The sequence below is a fragment of the Plasticicumulans lactativorans genome, from assembly GCF_004341245.1.
In the GTDB taxonomy this organism is placed as follows: Bacteria; Pseudomonadota; Gammaproteobacteria; order Competibacterales; family Competibacteraceae; genus Plasticicumulans_A; species Plasticicumulans_A lactativorans.
Genome location: NZ_SLWY01000001.1, coordinates 252,913 through 268,553 on the forward strand (window position 1 = coordinate 252,913; position 15,641 = coordinate 268,553).

General features: G+C 71.0%; 16 protein-coding genes. 11 read left to right on the plus strand and 5 right to left on the minus strand.

Annotation, left to right across the window (positions count from 1 at the left end; all coding sequences use genetic code 11):
• Window positions 1-30: 30 nt before the first annotated feature.
• Window positions 31-1,701: a DNA repair protein RecN gene (gene recN / locus EV699_RS01065; protein ID WP_132538094.1), complete on the minus strand. Its 1,671-nt coding sequence runs from the start codon at window positions 1,699-1,701 to the stop codon at window positions 31-33.
• Between the two features lie 34 nt (window positions 1,702-1,735).
• Window positions 1,736-2,635: an NAD(+) kinase gene (locus tag EV699_RS01070; protein WP_132538095.1), complete on the minus strand. Its 900-nt coding sequence runs from the start codon at window positions 2,633-2,635 to the stop codon at window positions 1,736-1,738.
• A gap of 143 nt (window positions 2,636-2,778) precedes the next feature.
• Here EV699_RS01070 and hrcA point away from each other — a divergent pair, with 143 nt between their 5' ends.
• From hrcA to EV699_RS01095, 5 genes are all read left to right on the plus strand, one after another.
• The gene (gene hrcA, locus EV699_RS01075; RefSeq protein ID WP_207922980.1) at window positions 2,779-3,837 is read left to right on the plus strand and encodes a heat-inducible transcriptional repressor HrcA; all 1,059 of its coding nucleotides are present in this window, start codon (window positions 2,779-2,781) and stop codon (window positions 3,835-3,837) included.
• Window positions 3,838-3,928: 91 nt separating this feature from the next.
• A complete protein-coding gene (gene grpE / locus EV699_RS01080; protein ID WP_132538096.1) occupies window positions 3,929-4,549 on the plus strand; it encodes a nucleotide exchange factor GrpE in 621 nt (206 codons plus the stop codon).
• A gap of 117 nt (window positions 4,550-4,666) precedes the next feature.
• On the plus strand, window positions 4,667-6,589 hold the full coding sequence (gene dnaK / locus EV699_RS01085; RefSeq protein ID WP_132538097.1) for a molecular chaperone DnaK: 1,923 nt from the start codon (window positions 4,667-4,669) through the stop codon (window positions 6,587-6,589).
• A gap of 106 nt (window positions 6,590-6,695) precedes the next feature.
• The gene (gene dnaJ, locus EV699_RS01090) at window positions 6,696-7,838 is read left to right on the plus strand and encodes a molecular chaperone DnaJ (RefSeq protein ID WP_132538098.1); all 1,143 of its coding nucleotides are present in this window, start codon (window positions 6,696-6,698) and stop codon (window positions 7,836-7,838) included.
• Window positions 7,839-8,200: 362 nt separating this feature from the next.
• Window positions 8,201-9,343 carry a carboxylate-amine ligase gene (locus tag EV699_RS01095; RefSeq protein WP_132538099.1) on the plus strand — a complete coding sequence of 381 codons (1,143 nt, stop codon included), beginning with the start codon at window positions 8,201-8,203 and terminating at the stop codon, window positions 9,341-9,343.
• A gap of 13 nt (window positions 9,344-9,356) precedes the next feature.
• Here the strand turns inward: EV699_RS01095 and EV699_RS01100 are convergent, their stop codons facing one another.
• Window positions 9,357-10,370: a hypothetical protein gene (locus EV699_RS01100; protein WP_132538100.1), complete on the minus strand. Its 1,014-nt coding sequence runs from the start codon at window positions 10,368-10,370 to the stop codon at window positions 9,357-9,359.
• A gap of 69 nt (window positions 10,371-10,439) precedes the next feature.
• Between EV699_RS01100 and EV699_RS01105 the strand changes: the two genes are divergently transcribed.
• The 3 genes from EV699_RS01105 to EV699_RS01115 all read left to right on the plus strand — a co-directional run bounded on the left by EV699_RS01105 (window position 10,440) and on the right by EV699_RS01115 (window position 12,103).
• Window positions 10,440-10,973, plus strand: coding sequence for a DNA-deoxyinosine glycosylase (locus tag EV699_RS01105; protein WP_132538101.1), 534 nt, complete (start codon window positions 10,440-10,442; stop codon window positions 10,971-10,973).
• Between the two features lie 75 nt (window positions 10,974-11,048).
• Complete coding sequence (locus EV699_RS01110; RefSeq protein ID WP_132538102.1) at window positions 11,049-11,303, plus strand: hypothetical protein; 255 nt, start codon at window positions 11,049-11,051, stop codon at window positions 11,301-11,303.
• 8 nt (window positions 11,304-11,311) lie between these two features.
• Window positions 11,312-12,103 (plus strand): ferritin-like domain-containing protein, encoded by a 792-nt coding sequence (locus EV699_RS01115; RefSeq protein WP_132538103.1) that lies wholly within the window; start codon window positions 11,312-11,314, stop codon window positions 12,101-12,103.
• Window positions 12,104-12,109: 6 nt separating this feature from the next.
• Here EV699_RS01115 and EV699_RS01120 read toward each other — a convergent pair whose 3' ends face one another.
• Window positions 12,110-12,544 carry a DUF411 domain-containing protein gene (locus EV699_RS01120; RefSeq protein WP_132538104.1) on the minus strand — a complete coding sequence of 145 codons (435 nt, stop codon included), beginning with the start codon at window positions 12,542-12,544 and terminating at the stop codon, window positions 12,110-12,112.
• Between the two features lie 157 nt (window positions 12,545-12,701).
• On the opposite strand from EV699_RS01120, the gene EV699_RS01125 reads away from it, so the two are divergent.
• The 3 genes from EV699_RS01125 to EV699_RS01135 all read left to right on the plus strand — a co-directional run bounded on the left by EV699_RS01125 (window position 12,702) and on the right by EV699_RS01135 (window position 14,827).
• A complete protein-coding gene (locus EV699_RS01125; protein WP_165903980.1) occupies window positions 12,702-13,427 on the plus strand; it encodes a DUF2470 domain-containing protein in 726 nt (241 codons plus the stop codon).
• 71 nt (window positions 13,428-13,498) lie between these two features.
• A complete protein-coding gene (locus EV699_RS01130) occupies window positions 13,499-14,182 on the plus strand; it encodes a hypothetical protein (protein WP_132538106.1) in 684 nt (227 codons plus the stop codon).
• 252 nt (window positions 14,183-14,434) lie between these two features.
• Window positions 14,435-14,827, plus strand: a complete 393-nt coding sequence (locus EV699_RS01135) for a GFA family protein (RefSeq protein WP_132538107.1) — start codon at window positions 14,435-14,437, stop codon at window positions 14,825-14,827.
• A gap of 24 nt (window positions 14,828-14,851) precedes the next feature.
• Here the strand turns inward: EV699_RS01135 and EV699_RS01140 are convergent, their stop codons facing one another.
• A complete protein-coding gene (locus EV699_RS01140; RefSeq protein ID WP_132538108.1) occupies window positions 14,852-15,379 on the minus strand; it encodes a hypothetical protein in 528 nt (175 codons plus the stop codon).
• Window positions 15,380-15,641 lie beyond the last annotated feature (262 nt).

Genomic DNA, 15,641 nt, shown 5'->3' on the forward strand with positions numbered 1-15,641 from the left:
TGTGCGGAAGGCGGACGGGCCGGCGGTCGCTCAGCCCGCGGCGGCGCGCTCGATCATCTCGCGGGCGTGGGCGAGGGTGTTCTCGGTCAGCTCGACGCCGCCGAGCATGCGCGCGATCTCGGTGACGCGCGCGGCGGCGGCGAGCGGGGCGACGCCGGTGCGGGTGCGCTCGCCGTCGGTTTCCTTGCGTACCTGCAGGTGCTGGTGCGCCTGTGCGGCGACCTGCGGCAGGTGGGTGACGCACAGCACCTGGCGGCTGCCGCCGAGCTGGCGCAGCTGGCGCCCGACGATCTCGGCGACGCCGCCGCCGATGCCGGTGTCGACCTCGTCGAAGATCAGCGTCGGGATGTACGCGCTGTGTGCGGCGATCACCTGCAGCGCCAGGCTGATGCGCGACAGCTCGCCGCCCGAGGCGACCTTGGCGAGCGGACGCAGCGGCTGCCCCGGGTTGGCGCTGACCATGAACTCGACGCTCTGCAGCCCGTGCGGCGCCGGCTTGTCGGTGGCTTCGAGCTGCACCGCGAAGCGTCCGCCGGGCATGCCGAGCTCGTGCATCGCCGCGCTCACGCGGCTGCCGAGCTCGGCCGCGGCGACCGCGCGCTCGGCACCGACGCGCTCGGCGACGCGCAGGTAGGCCTCGCGCGCGGCGGCGAGTTCGCGTTCGAGCTCGCCCTGGTGGAATTCGCCGTTCTCGAGCTCGTCGAGCTCGGCGCGCAGGTGTTCGAGCAGCCCCGGCAGCTCGGCACCGCTCACGCGGTGCTTGCGCGCCAGCGCCTGCACCTCGGCGAGGCGGTTCTCGACCCAGGCGAGGCGGCGCGGGTCGAGGTCGAGCCCGCGCACGTAGCGGCGCAGCTCGTCGGCAGCCTCCTGCACCTGGATCAGCGCGCCGTTGAGCAGTTCGAGCGCCGGCGCCAGCGCGGGGTCGAGCCGCGCCAGCGCGTCGAGGCTGCCGGCGGCGTCGGCGAGCAGGGCCTGCGCGCTGACCTCCTCGCCCTCGTAGAGGCGCTCGAGCGCCTCCTGGCTGCTCGCCAGCAGGCGCCCGGCGTTGGCCAGGCGCGCGTGCTCGGCATCGAGTTCGGCGAGCTCGCCGGCGGCGAGGGCGAGCGCGTCGAGCTCCTGCACCTGGTAGCGCAGCATGTCGAGGCGGGCGTCGCGCTCGGCGCTGCGCGCGGCGAGCTCGTCGAGGCGCCGCCGCGCGCGGGCGAGGCGCTGGAAGTGGCCGCCGAGCTCGGCCAGCGCCTCGCGCAGGCCGGCGTAGTCGTCGAGCAGTTCGCGCTGCGCGTCGCGCCGCATCAACGACTGGTGCTCGTGCTGGCCGTGGATGTCGACCAGGCGCTCGCCGAGGTCCTTGAGCGCGGCGAGCGGCTGCGGGGTGCCGTTGATGTAGGCGCGCGAGCGCCCGTCGCGGCCGATGGTGCGCCGGAGCAGGCATTCGCCGTCGCGGTCGAGGTCGCGCTCGGCGAGCCAGGCCTGTGCCGCCGACAGGTGGCCGAGGTCGAACGCCGCGCTGATCTCTGCGCGCTCGGCGCCGCTGCGCACCAGTTCGGCCTCGGCGCGGTCGCCGAGCAGCAGGCCGAGGGCGTCGATCATGATCGACTTGCCGGCGCCGGTCTCGCCGGTGACCGCGGTCAGGCCGGGGGCGAGGTCGAGCTCGAGCGCGTCGACGATCGCGAAGTCGCGGATTTGCAGGTGCAGGAGCATCGCGGGGCGGAAGTCTCGTGGCCGGCGCGCGGCGCTAGCGGTTGGAATCGGTGCCCTCGGGGCTCACGCCCCAGCGCAGCTTGGCGCGCAGCAGCTCGAAGTAGTCGTGGTCGTTGGGGTGCAGCAGGCGCAGCTTGCGGCGCTTCTTGCGGATCACGATGCGGTCGCCGGTTTCGAGCGCGAGGCTGATCTGCCCGTCGCAGGTCACCTGCGCGTGGGTGGCCTTGTGCCCGGCGACGACGATCTCGATCTCGGCGTCGGCCGCCACCACGATCGGGCGGTGGGTGAGGGTGTGCGGGCAGATCGGCACCAGCACCACGGCTTCGAGCAGCGGGTGCAGCAGCGGGCCGCCGCCCGACAGCGCGTAGGCGGTGGAGCCGGTCGGCGTGGAGATGATCAGCCCGTCGGCGCGGTAGGTGTTGAGCAGGCGCCCGTCGAGGAAGGTTTCGAGTTCGACCATGCGCGCGACGTCGCGCTTGTGCACGACCACGTCGTTGAGCGCGTCGGCCTGGCTGACCACGGCGTTGCCGCGGCGCACCTCGGCGTGCAGCAGCGAGCGCTCCTCCTCGCGGAAGCGCCCGCGCAGGATCTCGTCGAGGCCGCGCGGGATCTCGTCGGGCGAGACGTCGGCGAGGAAGCCGAGGCGGCCGAGGTTGACGCCGACGATCGGCACCTGGAAGTCGACCAGCGCGCGCGCCGCGGCGAGCAGCGTGCCGTCGCCGCCGACGACGATCGCCAGCTCCGACAGCCGCCCGAGGGTGCGGCGGTTGGCGACTTCCAGCCCGCGCGGCGGGATCAGCTCGGCGGTGGCTTCGTCGAGCAGCACGCGCAGCCCGGCGCGGCGCAGGAAGTCGCCGATCAGCGTGATCATGGGCTCGACGCTCGGATCGCCGTATTTGCCGATCAGTCCGATCGTGTTGAAGAGATACGCCATCGTGGGGTGCCTGCGGGGTCGGTCCGGGAGCTATGATCGCATGCACCCGCCGGGGCCGGCACCCGCCTTGACACCCTGGAAAGCGAGTTGCTAGCGTGGGCTGGCACTCTCAGGTCAGGAGTGCCAAAGCGGAGGCCTGTCAGGTGACCCAACCCGATCCTGCGCCCGCGGCCCAATTGTCGGAGCGCGCGCAACGTCTGCTGAAGGTGCTGGTCGAGCGCTACATCGAGGAAGGCCAGCCGGTCGGCTCGCGCACCCTCGCCAAGGGCGGCATCGAGCTGAGCCCGGCATCGATCCGCAACGTCATGGCCGATCTGGAGGAGCTGGGCTTCCTGCGCGCGCCGCACACCTCGGCGGGGCGGGTGCCGACGGTACGCGGCTACCGCTTCTTCGTCGACAGCCTGATGTGCGTGCAGCCGCTGGAATCGGCCGCCGTCGACCGCGTCCGCCGCACGCTCGACCCGCACGCCTCGACCACCGACCTGGTGCAGTCGGCCTCGACCCTGCTGTCGGGGCTGTCGCACATGGCCGGGGTGGTGATGGTGCCGCGGCGCGATTCGCTGACGCTGCGCCAGGTCGAGTTCCTGCCGCTGTCCGATCGCCGCGTGCTGGCGATCCTGGTGGTCAACGAGCGTGAGGTGCAGAACCGCATCATCCACGTCAGCCGCGACTACTCGCGGATCGAGCTGCTGGAGGCGGCGAACTACCTCAACGCGCTGTTCGCCGGGCGCGACATCTTCCAGGTGCGTTCGGAGCTGCTCGCCGAGATGCGCAGGGCGCAGTCCGACGTCAACGACCTGATGCGCCGCGCGGTGGAGATGGCCGAGCAGACCTTCGTCGCCGACGGCGAGGCCGCCGACGACTTCGTGATGGCCGGGCAGACCAACCTGATGGGCTTCTCGGAGCTCGCCGACGTCGCCCGCCTGCGCCAGCTGTTCGAGGCCTTCACGCAGAAGCGCGACCTGCTCGGGCTGTTCGACCAGTGCATGCACGCGCAGGGCGTGCAGATCTTCATCGGCGACGAGACCGGCTACGACGTGCTCGAGGAATGCAGCGTGATCACCGCGCCCTACGAGGTCGACGGCCGCGTGCTCGGCGTGCTCGGCGTGGTCGGGCCGACGCGCATGGCCTACGAGCGCATGGTGCCGCTGGTCGACGTCACCGCCCGGCTGTTGTCGGCGGCCTTGAATTCCCGCGTCTGATCCCCACCTCGCGTCACGGTAGCCTGTCCGCCGGTGCGACGCCGCGGCCAGAGGCACACCCGACATCCGACCCGATTGCGGAGATTCGCCCATGATTCAAGAGGACATCAACGCCGGGGCCGCGCCTGCGCCCGCGGCGGAGACCGACGCCCCGGCCGCCGCGCCGGTGCAGGACGATCCGCCGGCGACTGCAGCGTCGGCCACCCCGCACGAGGACCTGCCGGTCGCCATGCCGGAGCAGGAGATCGCCAACCTGCGCGCCGAGCTCGCCCAGGTGCAGGCGCAGGCCGACGAGCACTGGAACGCCTTCCTCGGCGCCCGCGCCGAGATGGACAACCTGCGCAAGCGCGCCGAGCGCGATCTCGCCAACGCCCACAAGTTCGCGCTGGAGAAGTTCTTCGGCGAGCTGCTACCGGTGCGCGACAGCCTCGAGATGGGCATCGCCGCCGCGGTCGACGGCATCGACCCGGCCAAGCTGCGCGAGGGCTCGGAGCTGACGCTGCGCATGCTCGAAACCGCGATGGACAAGTTCGGCCTGGTCGAGGTGAACCCGCAGGGGGAGCGCTTCAACCCCGAGCAGCACGAGGCGCTGGCGATGGCGCCGGTGCCCGGCGCCGAGCCCAACACCATCGTGCAGGTGGTGCAGAAGGGCTATGTGCTGAACGAACGCCTGGTGCGTCCGGCGAAGGTCATCGTCGCCCGCGCGCCGTGAGCGATGCGCGGCCCGCCGTGCCTTGAAGGTGGCGCCGGCGGCCCCACATCCCGGCCAGACGCGAGCGCAGCCTCGCACCCGCAACCCCGCATCGAGCACCCGTAGAGAGAACAGAACATGGCCAAGATCATCGGCATCGACCTCGGCACCACCAATTCCTGCGTCGCCGTGATGGAAGGCGGCAAGCCGCGCGTGATCGAGAACAGCGAGGGCGATCGCACCACGCCGTCCGTCGTCGCCTTCATGGAGGACGGCGAGATCACCGTCGGCCAGCCGGCCAAGCGCCAGGCGGTCACCAACCCGAAGAACACGCTGTTCGCCGTCAAGCGCCTGATCGGCCGTCGCTTCCAGGACGCCGAGGTGCAGAAGGACATCGACCTGGTGCCCTACACGATCGTCAAGAACGCCAACGGCGACGCCTGGGTCGAGGTGCGCGGCAAGAAGATGGCGCCGCCCGAGGTGTCGGCGCGCGTGCTGATGAAGATGAAGAAGACCGCCGAGGACTATCTCGGCGAAGAGGTCACCGAGGCGGTGATCACCGTCCCGGCCTACTTCAACGACAGCCAGCGCCAGGCCACCAAGGATGCCGGGCGCATCGCCGGGCTGGACGTCAAGCGCATCATCAACGAGCCGACCGCGGCCGCGCTCGCCTACGGCATGGACAAGGTCAGCGGCAGCGATCGCAAGATCGCCGTCTACGACCTCGGCGGCGGCACCTTCGACGTGTCGATCATCGAGATCGCCGAGGTCGACGGCGAGAAGCAGTTCGAAGTGCTGTCGACCAACGGCGACACCTTCCTCGGCGGCGAGGACTTCGACAAGCGCGTGATCGACTACCTGGTCGACCAGTTCCAGAAGGACACCGGCATCAACCTGGCGAACGACCCGCTGGCGCTGCAGCGCCTGAAGGAGTCCGCCGAGAAGGCCAAGATCGAGCTGTCGAGCGCGCAGCAGACCGAGATCAACCTGCCCTACATCACCGCCGACGCCTCGGGGCCGAAGCACCTCAACCTCAAGCTCACCCGCGCCAAGCTGGAGAGCCTGGTCGAGGACCTGGTCGAGAAGACCATCGGCCCCTGCCGCACCGCGCTGAAGGACGCCGGGCTGTCGGTGGGCGACATCCACGACGTGATCCTGGTCGGCGGGCAGACGCGCATGCCCAAGGTGCAGGAGGCGGTGAAGGCCTTCTTCGGCAAGGAGCCGCGCAAGGACGTCAACCCCGACGAGGCGGTCGCCGTCGGCGCGGCGATCCAGGGCGGCGTGCTCGGTGGCACCGTCAAGGACGTGCTGCTGCTCGACGTCACCCCGCTGAGCCTCGGCATCGAGACCCTCGGCGGCGTGATGACCAAGCTGATCGAGAAGAACACCACGATTCCGACCAAGGCCTCGCAGGTGTTCAGCACCGCCGACGACAACCAGAGCGCGGTGACCGTGCACGTGCTGCAGGGCGAGCGCGAGCAGGCGCACGCCAACAAGTCGCTCGGCAAGTTCGACCTGCAGGACATCCCGCCGGCACCGCGCGGCGTGCCGCAGATCGAGGTGAGCTTCAACATCGACGCCAACGGCATCCTGCACGTCTCGGCCAAGGACAAGGCCACCGGCAAGGAGCAGAGCATCGTCATCAAGGCGAGCTCGGGCCTCACGGACGACGAGATCCAGCGCATGGTGAAGGACGCCGAGGCGCACGCCGAGGAGGACCGCAAATTCCACGAACTGGTGGATGTCCGCAACCAGGCCGAGAACCTGATCCATGCCTCCGAGAAGACGCTGAAGGACCTCGGCGACAAGGTCCAGGGGGCCGAGCGCGCGGCGATCGAGTCGGCGCTCTCCGACCTGCGCACCGCGGTGAAGGGTGACAACAAGGACGTGATCGCCGCCAAGACCGCGGCGCTCGCCGAGGCTTCGGGCAAGCTCGCCGAGCGCGTCTACGCGCAGCAGGGCGCGGCCGGCGGCGACGGTCCCCAGGCGGCGGGCGGCGGAGCCAAGCGCGACGACGGCGTGGTCGATGCCGAGTTCGAGGAAGTGAAGGAACACAAGTAAGCGCCAGCCAGCGCATCGCGACGAAGTCCGGGGCCGGATGACGGCCTCCGGACTTCGCCGTTTGTGAGGGGCGTGCCGCGCCCCGCTCACCAGAGCCCCGAAGTCCATGCCCAAGCGCGATTTCTACGAAGTGCTCGGCGTCGCCAAGAACGCGAGCGACGACGACATCAAGAAGGCCTACCGCCGCCTGGCGATGAAGCTGCACCCCGACCGCAACCCCGGTGACGCGGTCGCCGAAGAGAAATTCAAGGAGGTCAAGGAGGCCTACGAGGTGCTCTCCGACGCACGCAAGCGCGCCGCCTACGACCAGTTCGGCCACGCCGGGCTGGAGGGCGCGGCGGGCGGGGGCGCCGGGGGCTTCGGCGCCGGCGGCGGACCGAGCTTCTCCGACATCTTCGGCGACGTCTTCGGCGACATCTTCAGCGGTGGCCGCGGCGGTGGCCGCGACGCCGCCTACCGCGGCTCCGACCTGCGCTACATGCTCGACCTCACGCTCGAAGAGGCCGTGTTCGGCACCACCGCGAAGATCCGCGTGCCGACGCTGGTGAGCTGCCAGCACTGCAACGGCTCGGGCGCGAAGAAGGGCACCAAGCCGAGCACCTGCCCGACCTGCAACGGCGTCGGCCAGGTGCGCATGCAGCAGGGCTTCTTCTCGATCCAGCAGACCTGCCCGCGCTGCCACGGCCGCGGCGTGGTGATCATGGACCCCTGCGACCACTGCCACGGCCACGGCCGCGTCGAGGAGCAGAAGACGCTGTCGGTCAAGGTGCCGCCGGGCGTCGACAACGGCGACCGCATCCGCCTGGCCGGCGAGGGCGAGGCGGGCGAGGGCGGCGGGCCGTCCGGCGACCTCTACGTGCAGATCCGCGTCAAGCCGCACCCGATCTTCACCCGCGAGGAGAACGACCTCTACTGCGAGGTGCCGATCAGCTTCACGATGGCCGCGCTCGGCGGCGAGCTCGACGTGCCGACGCTCGACGGGCGCGTCAACCTCAAGGTGCCGGCCGAGACCCAGACCGGGCGCGTGTTCCGCCTGCGCAACAAGGGCGTCAAGCCGGTGCGCGGCGGCAACCAGGGCGACCTGCTGTGCAAGGTCACGGTCGAGACCCCGGTCAACCTGACCGCCGAGCAGCGCGACCTGCTCGAACGCTTCGCCGCGACGATGGGCGACCGCGCCCACGAGCACGCCCCGCAGTCGCAGGGCTGGTTCGACAAGGTCAAGAGCTTCTGGGACCAGATGACCGGCTAGCGGCCGGGCCCCGGGCGCCACCGCTGCGCCCGGGCCTCCTGCGTCCCGGCGCGTGCGGCGGCCCCTGCCGGCCGCCCGCGCCGTCGCCCTGCCCGGCCCCTGCCCGGCCCCTGGGCGGGCGTCACGCCGGCACGCCGCCCCCGCTGCCGGAGCGGCCGGGCCGGTGATCCGCCGGCGCCGCGATCCATCGGCGCCATCCGTTGTCAAATCCCTGCTGTATCCACCGCAGTGAGGAGGGAGGAGAGTCCTGTTGCATGTCTCGGGAGCGGGGTTCGCTTCGGCGTGTGCCGAAGGCCCGTTCATGGAATTCGGAACGGAGGACAGGCGGGCTGCGGTCGCGCCTGCCTCCTGGAGGAAGCGCGATGACACACCTTGACGCACACGCCTACACCTTCGGTATCGAGGAAGAGTTTTTTCTGGTCGACCCGGCCACCCGCGACGTGGTGGCGGACGTTCCCAAGGAACTGGTCCGATCCTGCCGGCGCAGCCTCGGCGATTCGGTCACCCACGAACTGCTGCAGTCACAGATCGAGATCTCCTCGCCGGTGTTCCGCGACTGCGCCGAAGCGCGCGAGGAGATGATCCGCCTGCGCCGCGGCATCGCCGAAATCGCCCGCGAGCGCGGCCTGAGCCTGCTGGCCGCCGGCACCGCGCCGCTGGCGCGCTGGCCCGAACAGCGCCACACCGACAAGCCGCACTACCGCCGCCTGATCGACGACTTCCAGATCGTCGCCTACCGCAACCTGCTGTGCGGGCTGCACATCCACGTCGAGGTGCCGCAGGGCGTCGACCGCGTCGACCTGATGAACCGGATGATGCCGTGGCTGCCGGTGTTCCTCGCGCTGTCGACCTCGTCGCCGTTCTGGGACCGCCAGCGCACCGGGCTGATGAGCTACCGCCAGGCCGCCTACGACGAGTGGCCGCGCACCGGCATCCCCGATCACTTCGCCGACGAGGCCGAGTACCAGGGCTTCGTCGACCTGCTGGTCGGCAACGGCGCCGCCGAGAGCGCGAGCAGCCTGTGGTGGGCGATCCGCCCCTCCGAGCGCTACCCGACGCTGGAGCTGCGCATCACCGACAGCTGCACCCGCGTCGAGGACAGCCTCGCGATCGCCGCGCTGCTGCGCTGCCTGGTGCGCGCGCACGTGCGCCGCCCCGAACTCGGGTGCACGCACACGGTGTACACGCGGCGGCTGATCGACGAGAACCGCTGGCGCGCCAAACGCTACGGCACCGCCGCCGAGTTCATCGACGCCGACGGCAGCGGCACGCGGCCGTTCGCGCAGATCGTCGCCGACCTCGCCGAGCTGATCGCCGAGGACGTCGAGGCGCTCGGCTGCCACGACGCGGTGCGCCAGATGCAGCGCATCGTCGCCGAGGGCACCAGCGCCCACGAGCAGATCCGCATCTACCGCGCGCACCGCGACGCCGGCATCGGGCGCTTCGGTGCGCTGAAGGGCGTGGTCGACTGGCTGGTCGAAACCACTGTGCCGGCGATCGCGTAGGCCGCGCGTGGCCTTACAGGCCGGCGACCGCGAAGCGGTACTCGGTGCGCCACGGCGTCGCCGGGTCGAACGCCACCGTGGTGGCGACGCCGGCCTGCGCGATCGGGTTGTCGGCGTTCGACACCGCCACGCCGAGGTTGTACGCCGCGGCGACCGGTTCGACGCCGAGCCCGTAGTGGCGGCCGTTCCACGGGTAATAGCCGCGCCCGCCGTTGCTGATCCACAGCACCAGGCCGGGGATCGCGTCGCCGTCCCAGCTCAGGCGCAGGCGGTAGCGTGCGGCGTGGTCGAGCACCTCGACCTCGCCGTCGACGCCGCACAGCTGCAGCAGGTCCTCGCTCGGGCGCGGCAGCGGCAGGCGGGTCAGGTCGAGCGTGCCGCCGTCGACGTCGGGCACGGCGTCGAGGCGTTCGAACACCGCGTCGACGGCGAGCCGGCTCGCGCCCGGCTCGAACAGCCCGGCGAAGGTGCGGCCGAAGGCGAAGCGGCCGGGGCGGATCTCGAAGGCGCCGGGTTCGGCCGGCAGCTTCAGCGTCGGGTGCAGGCCGAGCGGCATGCGGCAGGCGCGGCGCGCCTCGATCACCAGCTCGCAGCGGATCGCGGCCGCACCGGGCACCGGCTCGATGATGCGCGTCAGCCGCGCGATGGGTGCATCGGGCGGGTTGTCGAAGGTGCAGACGATGCGCGCCGGGCCGTGCTCGACCAGCGTCCACGGCTCGTTGGCGCAGTGGCCGTGGGCCGGGCCCTCGTCGGCCTCGGAGTAGTAGGGCAGCCATGCCGGCGCGAGCTGGTCGCGCGGGAACACGTAGCCGAACGGCAGGCACGGCCAGTCGCCGCGCGCGCGCGCGAGCAGGCCGGTGATCGGCTCGCTGCCCGGCGCGGCGGGCTCGTCGGCCCACGGGAAGACGTCGAAGGGCTGCACGACGCGGCCGTCGTCGAGACGGAACTCGACCGGGCCGAGCATCGCGCCGACTGGCTCGACGTACAGCGAACCGTGGGACCAGTCGAGGCGCCAGGGGGTGGACATGGTGCATGCTCCTGAGGACGGGGGACGACGGCGCGGACTTTCAGGCCGACCGGTTAACGGAGGATTTCGATGAATGACATGACGGCAACGCCGCCGCTGCGCGGCTTTGCGCCGATCGCCGCGGCCGACGCGCGCGTGCTGGTGCTCGGCTCGATGCCGAGCGCGGCCTCGCTGGCGGCGCAGCAGTACTACGCGCACCCGCGCAACGCCTTCTGGCCGCTGATGGGCGAGCTGTTCGACGCCGGCCCCGGGCTGCCCTACGCCGAGCGCGCGGCGCGGCTGCGCGCGGCCGGGGTCGCGGTGTGGGACGTGCTCGCGGCCTGCCGGCGTGATGGCAGCCTGGATGCCGCGATCGACCCGGCCTCGATGCAGATCAACGACTTCCCGGCGTTCTTCGCCGCACACCCGGGGATCACCCGGGTGTTCTTCAACGGCGGCACCGCCGAGGCGGTGTTCCGCCGCTGGGTGCTGCGCCGGCTCGACCCGCTGGCGCTCCCCGCGCTCGTCCGCCTGCCGTCGACGAGCCCCGCGCACGCCGGGCGCTCGCTCGCCGCGAAGCTCGCGGCGTGGCGCGCGCTCGCGGTGGCGGCGGCCGGCGGCTGAGGCGGCGGCGGTTCGATCCGCCGGCGATTCCGCGCTAAGGTGCCGCCCTTCACCTTTACCCGCCGAGGAGCCGACATGAGCCTGTTCAGGAACCGCCCGGCGGCCCCGGCGGCGTCGGGGCCCGGCGCGGCGGCGGCGCTCGCCGGCGGCCTCGGGCGCGCCATCCCCCTCGGGCTGGCGGCGCTCGCGGTGTTCGCGCTGGCCGGCGCGACCTGCTTCACCGTCGAGCAGGGCGAGCCCGGCGTGGTGCTGCGCACCGGCGCGGCCGACCGCGTCGCCGAGCCGGGGCTGCCCTTCGTCAACTTCGGCGCACCGCCGGGCAACCGCTGAGGCCCCCGATGCACGACGTCCACAGCGCCGCGCTCGCCGCCCTGCGTGCGTGCGACCCCGAGGCCAAGTGCGCCGCCGCCGCCGCCGCGCACGCCGACTGGTGCGCCGGGCGCCTCGCGGCGGATGCCGCCGCGCCGCTCGCCGCGGTCGACCCGCCCGGCCGCCCGGCGCGGCTCCAGCTGGTGCCGCCGCGCGCGGTGCCGCGGCGCAGCCTGGCCGCGCCGGCCGGGCGCCTGGCGCTGATCCACGCCGTCGCCCACATCGAGTTCAACGCGATCAACCTCGCGCTCGACGCCGCGCACCGCTTCCGCGGCCTGCCCGCGGCGTTCTACGGCGACTGGCTGCGCGTCGCCGCCGAGGAGGCCGCGCACTTCGCGCTGCTGCGCGCGCGCCTCGCGGCGCACGGTGCCGACTACGGCGACCTGCCGGCGCACGACGGCCTGTGGGAGGCCGCGCGGCGCACCGCGCACGACCCGCTGGTGCGCATGGCGCTGGTGCCGCGGGTGCTGGAGGCGCGCGGGCTCGACGTCACCCCCGGCATGATCGAGCGCCTCGACCAGGCCGGCGACGTCGACACCGTCGCCGCGCTGCGGGTGATCCTGCGCGACGAGGTCGGGCACGTGGCGATCGGCTCGCACTGGTTCGCCTACCTGTGCGCGCAGCGCGGGCTGGAGCCGCAGGCGACCTTCCGCGCACTGCTGCGCGAATACCGCACCGCGGTGCACCCGCCGTTCAACGTCGCCGCGCGCCTCGCCGGCGGCTTCAGCGCCGAGGAGCTCGACGCGCTCGCCGCCGGCTGAGCGCCTTCAGTGCTGCTGGAACACCGCCTGGCGGCCGTCGGCGTCGAAGGCGATGGTCGCGTAGGGCTGGCGGCGCCCGTCGTAGTCCATGCCCGGCGCGCCGAGCGGCATGCCGGGCACCGCGAGGCCGCGCAGCGCCGGGCGCTCGGCGAGCAGGCGGCGCAGGTCGGCGGCCGGCACGTGGCCCTCGATCACGTAGCCGTCGGCCATCGCCGTGTGGCACGAACCAAGCGCCGCCGGCACGCCGGCGGCGCGCTTCACCGCGGCCAGGTCGCCGGTGTCGGTCACGTGCACCGCGAAGCCTTCGGCGCGCAGGTGCTCGATCCACCGGCCGCAGCAGCCGCAGTTCGGGTCTTTGTGGACCTCGACCAGCGGCTCGGCGGCGGCGATGCCGGCGGCGAGGCCGAGCAACAACAACAGGGGGGCGAATTTCGATGACATGGTCCGGCTCCGGGAGCGTGGGGATGAAGCGATGCGCTGCAGCCTGTGCCGCCGCGCGCGGCGGCGCCATGATCCAGGTCGCCTGCCGCGACGCTGCTACGGACGCCGCGGCGCGCGCGCGGTTCCCCGCCATGGGCCGCCGGCCCGGGAGCGCGCGATGAACGCCCCGGTCATCACGCCCTTCTTTTTGCGCAACCGCCTGCGTGGCTGCGACCGCGCGGTGCTCGCCACGCTCGCCCACGACGACGGCCGCGGCATCACCGGCTACCCCGCCGGCGCGCTGACGCTGGCGAGCTTCGACCACGCCGGCCAGCCGCTGCTGCTGCTGTCGGCGCTCGCGCACCACCGCAAGAACCTCGAACGCGACCCGCGCGCGAGCCTGCACGTCGAACTCGACGCCCCGCCGCGCGAACCGCTCTCCGGCGCGCGGCTGGTGCTGTTCGGCCAGGCCGCGCGCGTCGACGCCGCCGCGCTGCTCGCACGCATCCTGCGCCGCCACCCCGAGGCCGAACGCTACGCCGCGCTCGACTTCCACCCGTTTCGCCTCGTCGTCGAGCGCGTGCACGTCAACGGCGGCTACGGTGCCGCGCGCTGGTGGCGCGGCGCCGAGTTCCTCGCCGCCGAGGTCGACGGCCTCGCCGCGCTCGAAGCCGACGCCCTCGCGCACATGAACGCCGACCACGCCGACGCGCTCGCCGCGATCGCCCGCCACGCCGGCCTGCCCGGCGGCGACTGGCGCATGACCGGGCTCGACCCCGACGGCTTCGACCTGTGTAACCGAAACGCCGGTCTCGCACGTATCGCCTATGCCGAGGCCATGAGCGCGAGTGCGCAACTGCGGCCCTGGCTGGTGGCGCTGGCACGGGCCGCGCGCGGCGCTTAAGGAAGCCGCGGCGCCCATGCCGGCAACGGTGGCGCGCCGCGGCGCGCCGGCAATCCGGAGGAGAGGGCGCGATGGCGTTCAAGTGCAGCAACTGCGGTCACAAGGTCGACGAGAAGCCCCGGAAGGGCTGCCCCGGGTGCGGCAAGATCTGCCGCTTCGACGTGCTGGCCGATGCCCCGAAGAACCCGGGCAAGGAGGAGAAGCCGCCGTCCGAATGGGAGGCGGCCGCGAGCACCGCGCTGACCACGATCGTCCGCCAGCCGACGCTGGACGCCTGCGCCAACAGCAACAGCCTGCCCGACGAGGTCTGCCTGACGGCGATGTACTCGGCCGTCGCGATGCCCGAAGTCGAAATCAGCCGGCTGGAGCGCAAGAACAAGCCCGAGAAGCGCGAGAAGAAGATCGCCTTCAGCGTCTTCGGCGCCAACTACGACAGCAAGGGCAACGCGCTCACCGGTCTCGAATGGGGCTTCGAGGACCGCAGCTTCGACCAGACCGGCCACGGCGCCAGCGTCTGCGCCGAGTACACGATGTGGGAGAGCCTGGCGGCCTCGGTCAAGAAGAAGCCTTACATCGGCATCGGCCAGACCGTCTGCCCCTGCCGGCTGTGCATGGCGCGCTACGCCGCCCTCGCCAAGAAGTTCGGCGCCACCATCCTGGTGCTGTGGGAAAACGGCTACGACGGGGAACCCGACCACTCGTGGGCGGTGTTCTCCTCGGCCGGCACGGCCTATGTGCGGAACAAGAAGGAGTGAGGGGGCGGGGCGCGGTCGGATACCCCGGCGACGCGTGCCGGGCCGAACGCGCCAGGCTCACCCCGGCACAGGGAGCCGTGTTGGCGCGCTATCGCCGGCTTTGCCATCACGGCATTCCGCAAGCGGCTCTTGCACGGGTCGCCGCAACCCCTCCGGCTCTCCGGCAGCCGCTTGTAACGATTGGCGCTTCGCAGAATGACCGTGTTGTCCGTTGTAAACATTCCACCCGCTTGATTTTAGAGGAGGTGCAGCATGGAGCGATTCACGGGCGGTTGCCTGTGCGGTAGCGTCCGCATCGTGGCGTCGGGGCTCCCGTACCGGGTCGGCATTTGCCACTGTCTCGACTGCCGCAAGCATCATGGGGCCCTTTTTCACGCTTCCGCGATATTCCCTCAGGATGCGGTGACGATCGATGGCGAAACACGCGACTACGCCGGGCGGTTTTTCTGTCCCCGCTGCGGCTCGTCCGTTTTCTCACGCACCGCAGACGAAATCGAAGTGAACCTGGGGTCCCTGGATGCCCCTGACCAACTGGTGCCGACCTACGAACTCTGGACCGTCCGTCGCGAGTCCTGGCTGCCGCCGTTTCCACTCACGAGACGATACGACCGCGATCGTGACGGCACCAGTCGCTTTGAGGAGTAGGTCGGCTGGAACGTAGGGTTGGCGTCATCTCGTGCATAGGGCACCTAACCCAAATGCGACGACTTCCTGGTAGTGGCGATAGATCTCTTTTGCCCACGATGCGCCGCCGCTCGACAATTTCAAAGATTCTTCGAACGAGACAAGGCCAGCTTCTCCGCCGCGCTCGATAGCTACAATTTCGAAGAGCCGTTCAAGGATGAAGCCTGAATCAACTGCACCTTCTGGACGAAGGTAGTCGCAAAGGCGTGAGGTAGATTCGCCATGGACACACAATAGGTCGTCCAATTCTCGGATCGTCCTGATCTCAAGAGCGTTCACTTGCTCATGCAACCAAAGTGCGTCGCCGTCCATGTGTTTTACTGTAAGACATCTGCGCGTCGCAATTGCATGAATGAGGTCGAGTGGTCTTGGATGAGCGCTGGCGTAGGCGAACAGCGCCCCGGGTGTGATCGGCGTGGCTGGGGCTTGCGGGTACGTTGTGTCGGCAGGCATATCGTGGTCGTGTTGTGCAATATCTCCGTGCAGCAACTCTCGTGCGTTGACTTTGAGCACTGCGGCTAGTGCAGCTCGAGTCTCCAGGTCACACTTGCCATCGCGCTCCACTCTCTGAATCGTTCGCCTCGATCGGCTGACAAGCGTGGCAAGGTGCTCCTGAGTCCAATTGTTGCGAAGTCGAAGGGTTCGAACGATATTAACTCGGCAATTCTATAGGGCATGTCATAATATTTTTATGAAACACATCGACGCCCGCAGCATGACTCCTGAAGCCCAACGCGAGAAACGCATTATTGCGTTGAACATGCGCGAGCAAGGG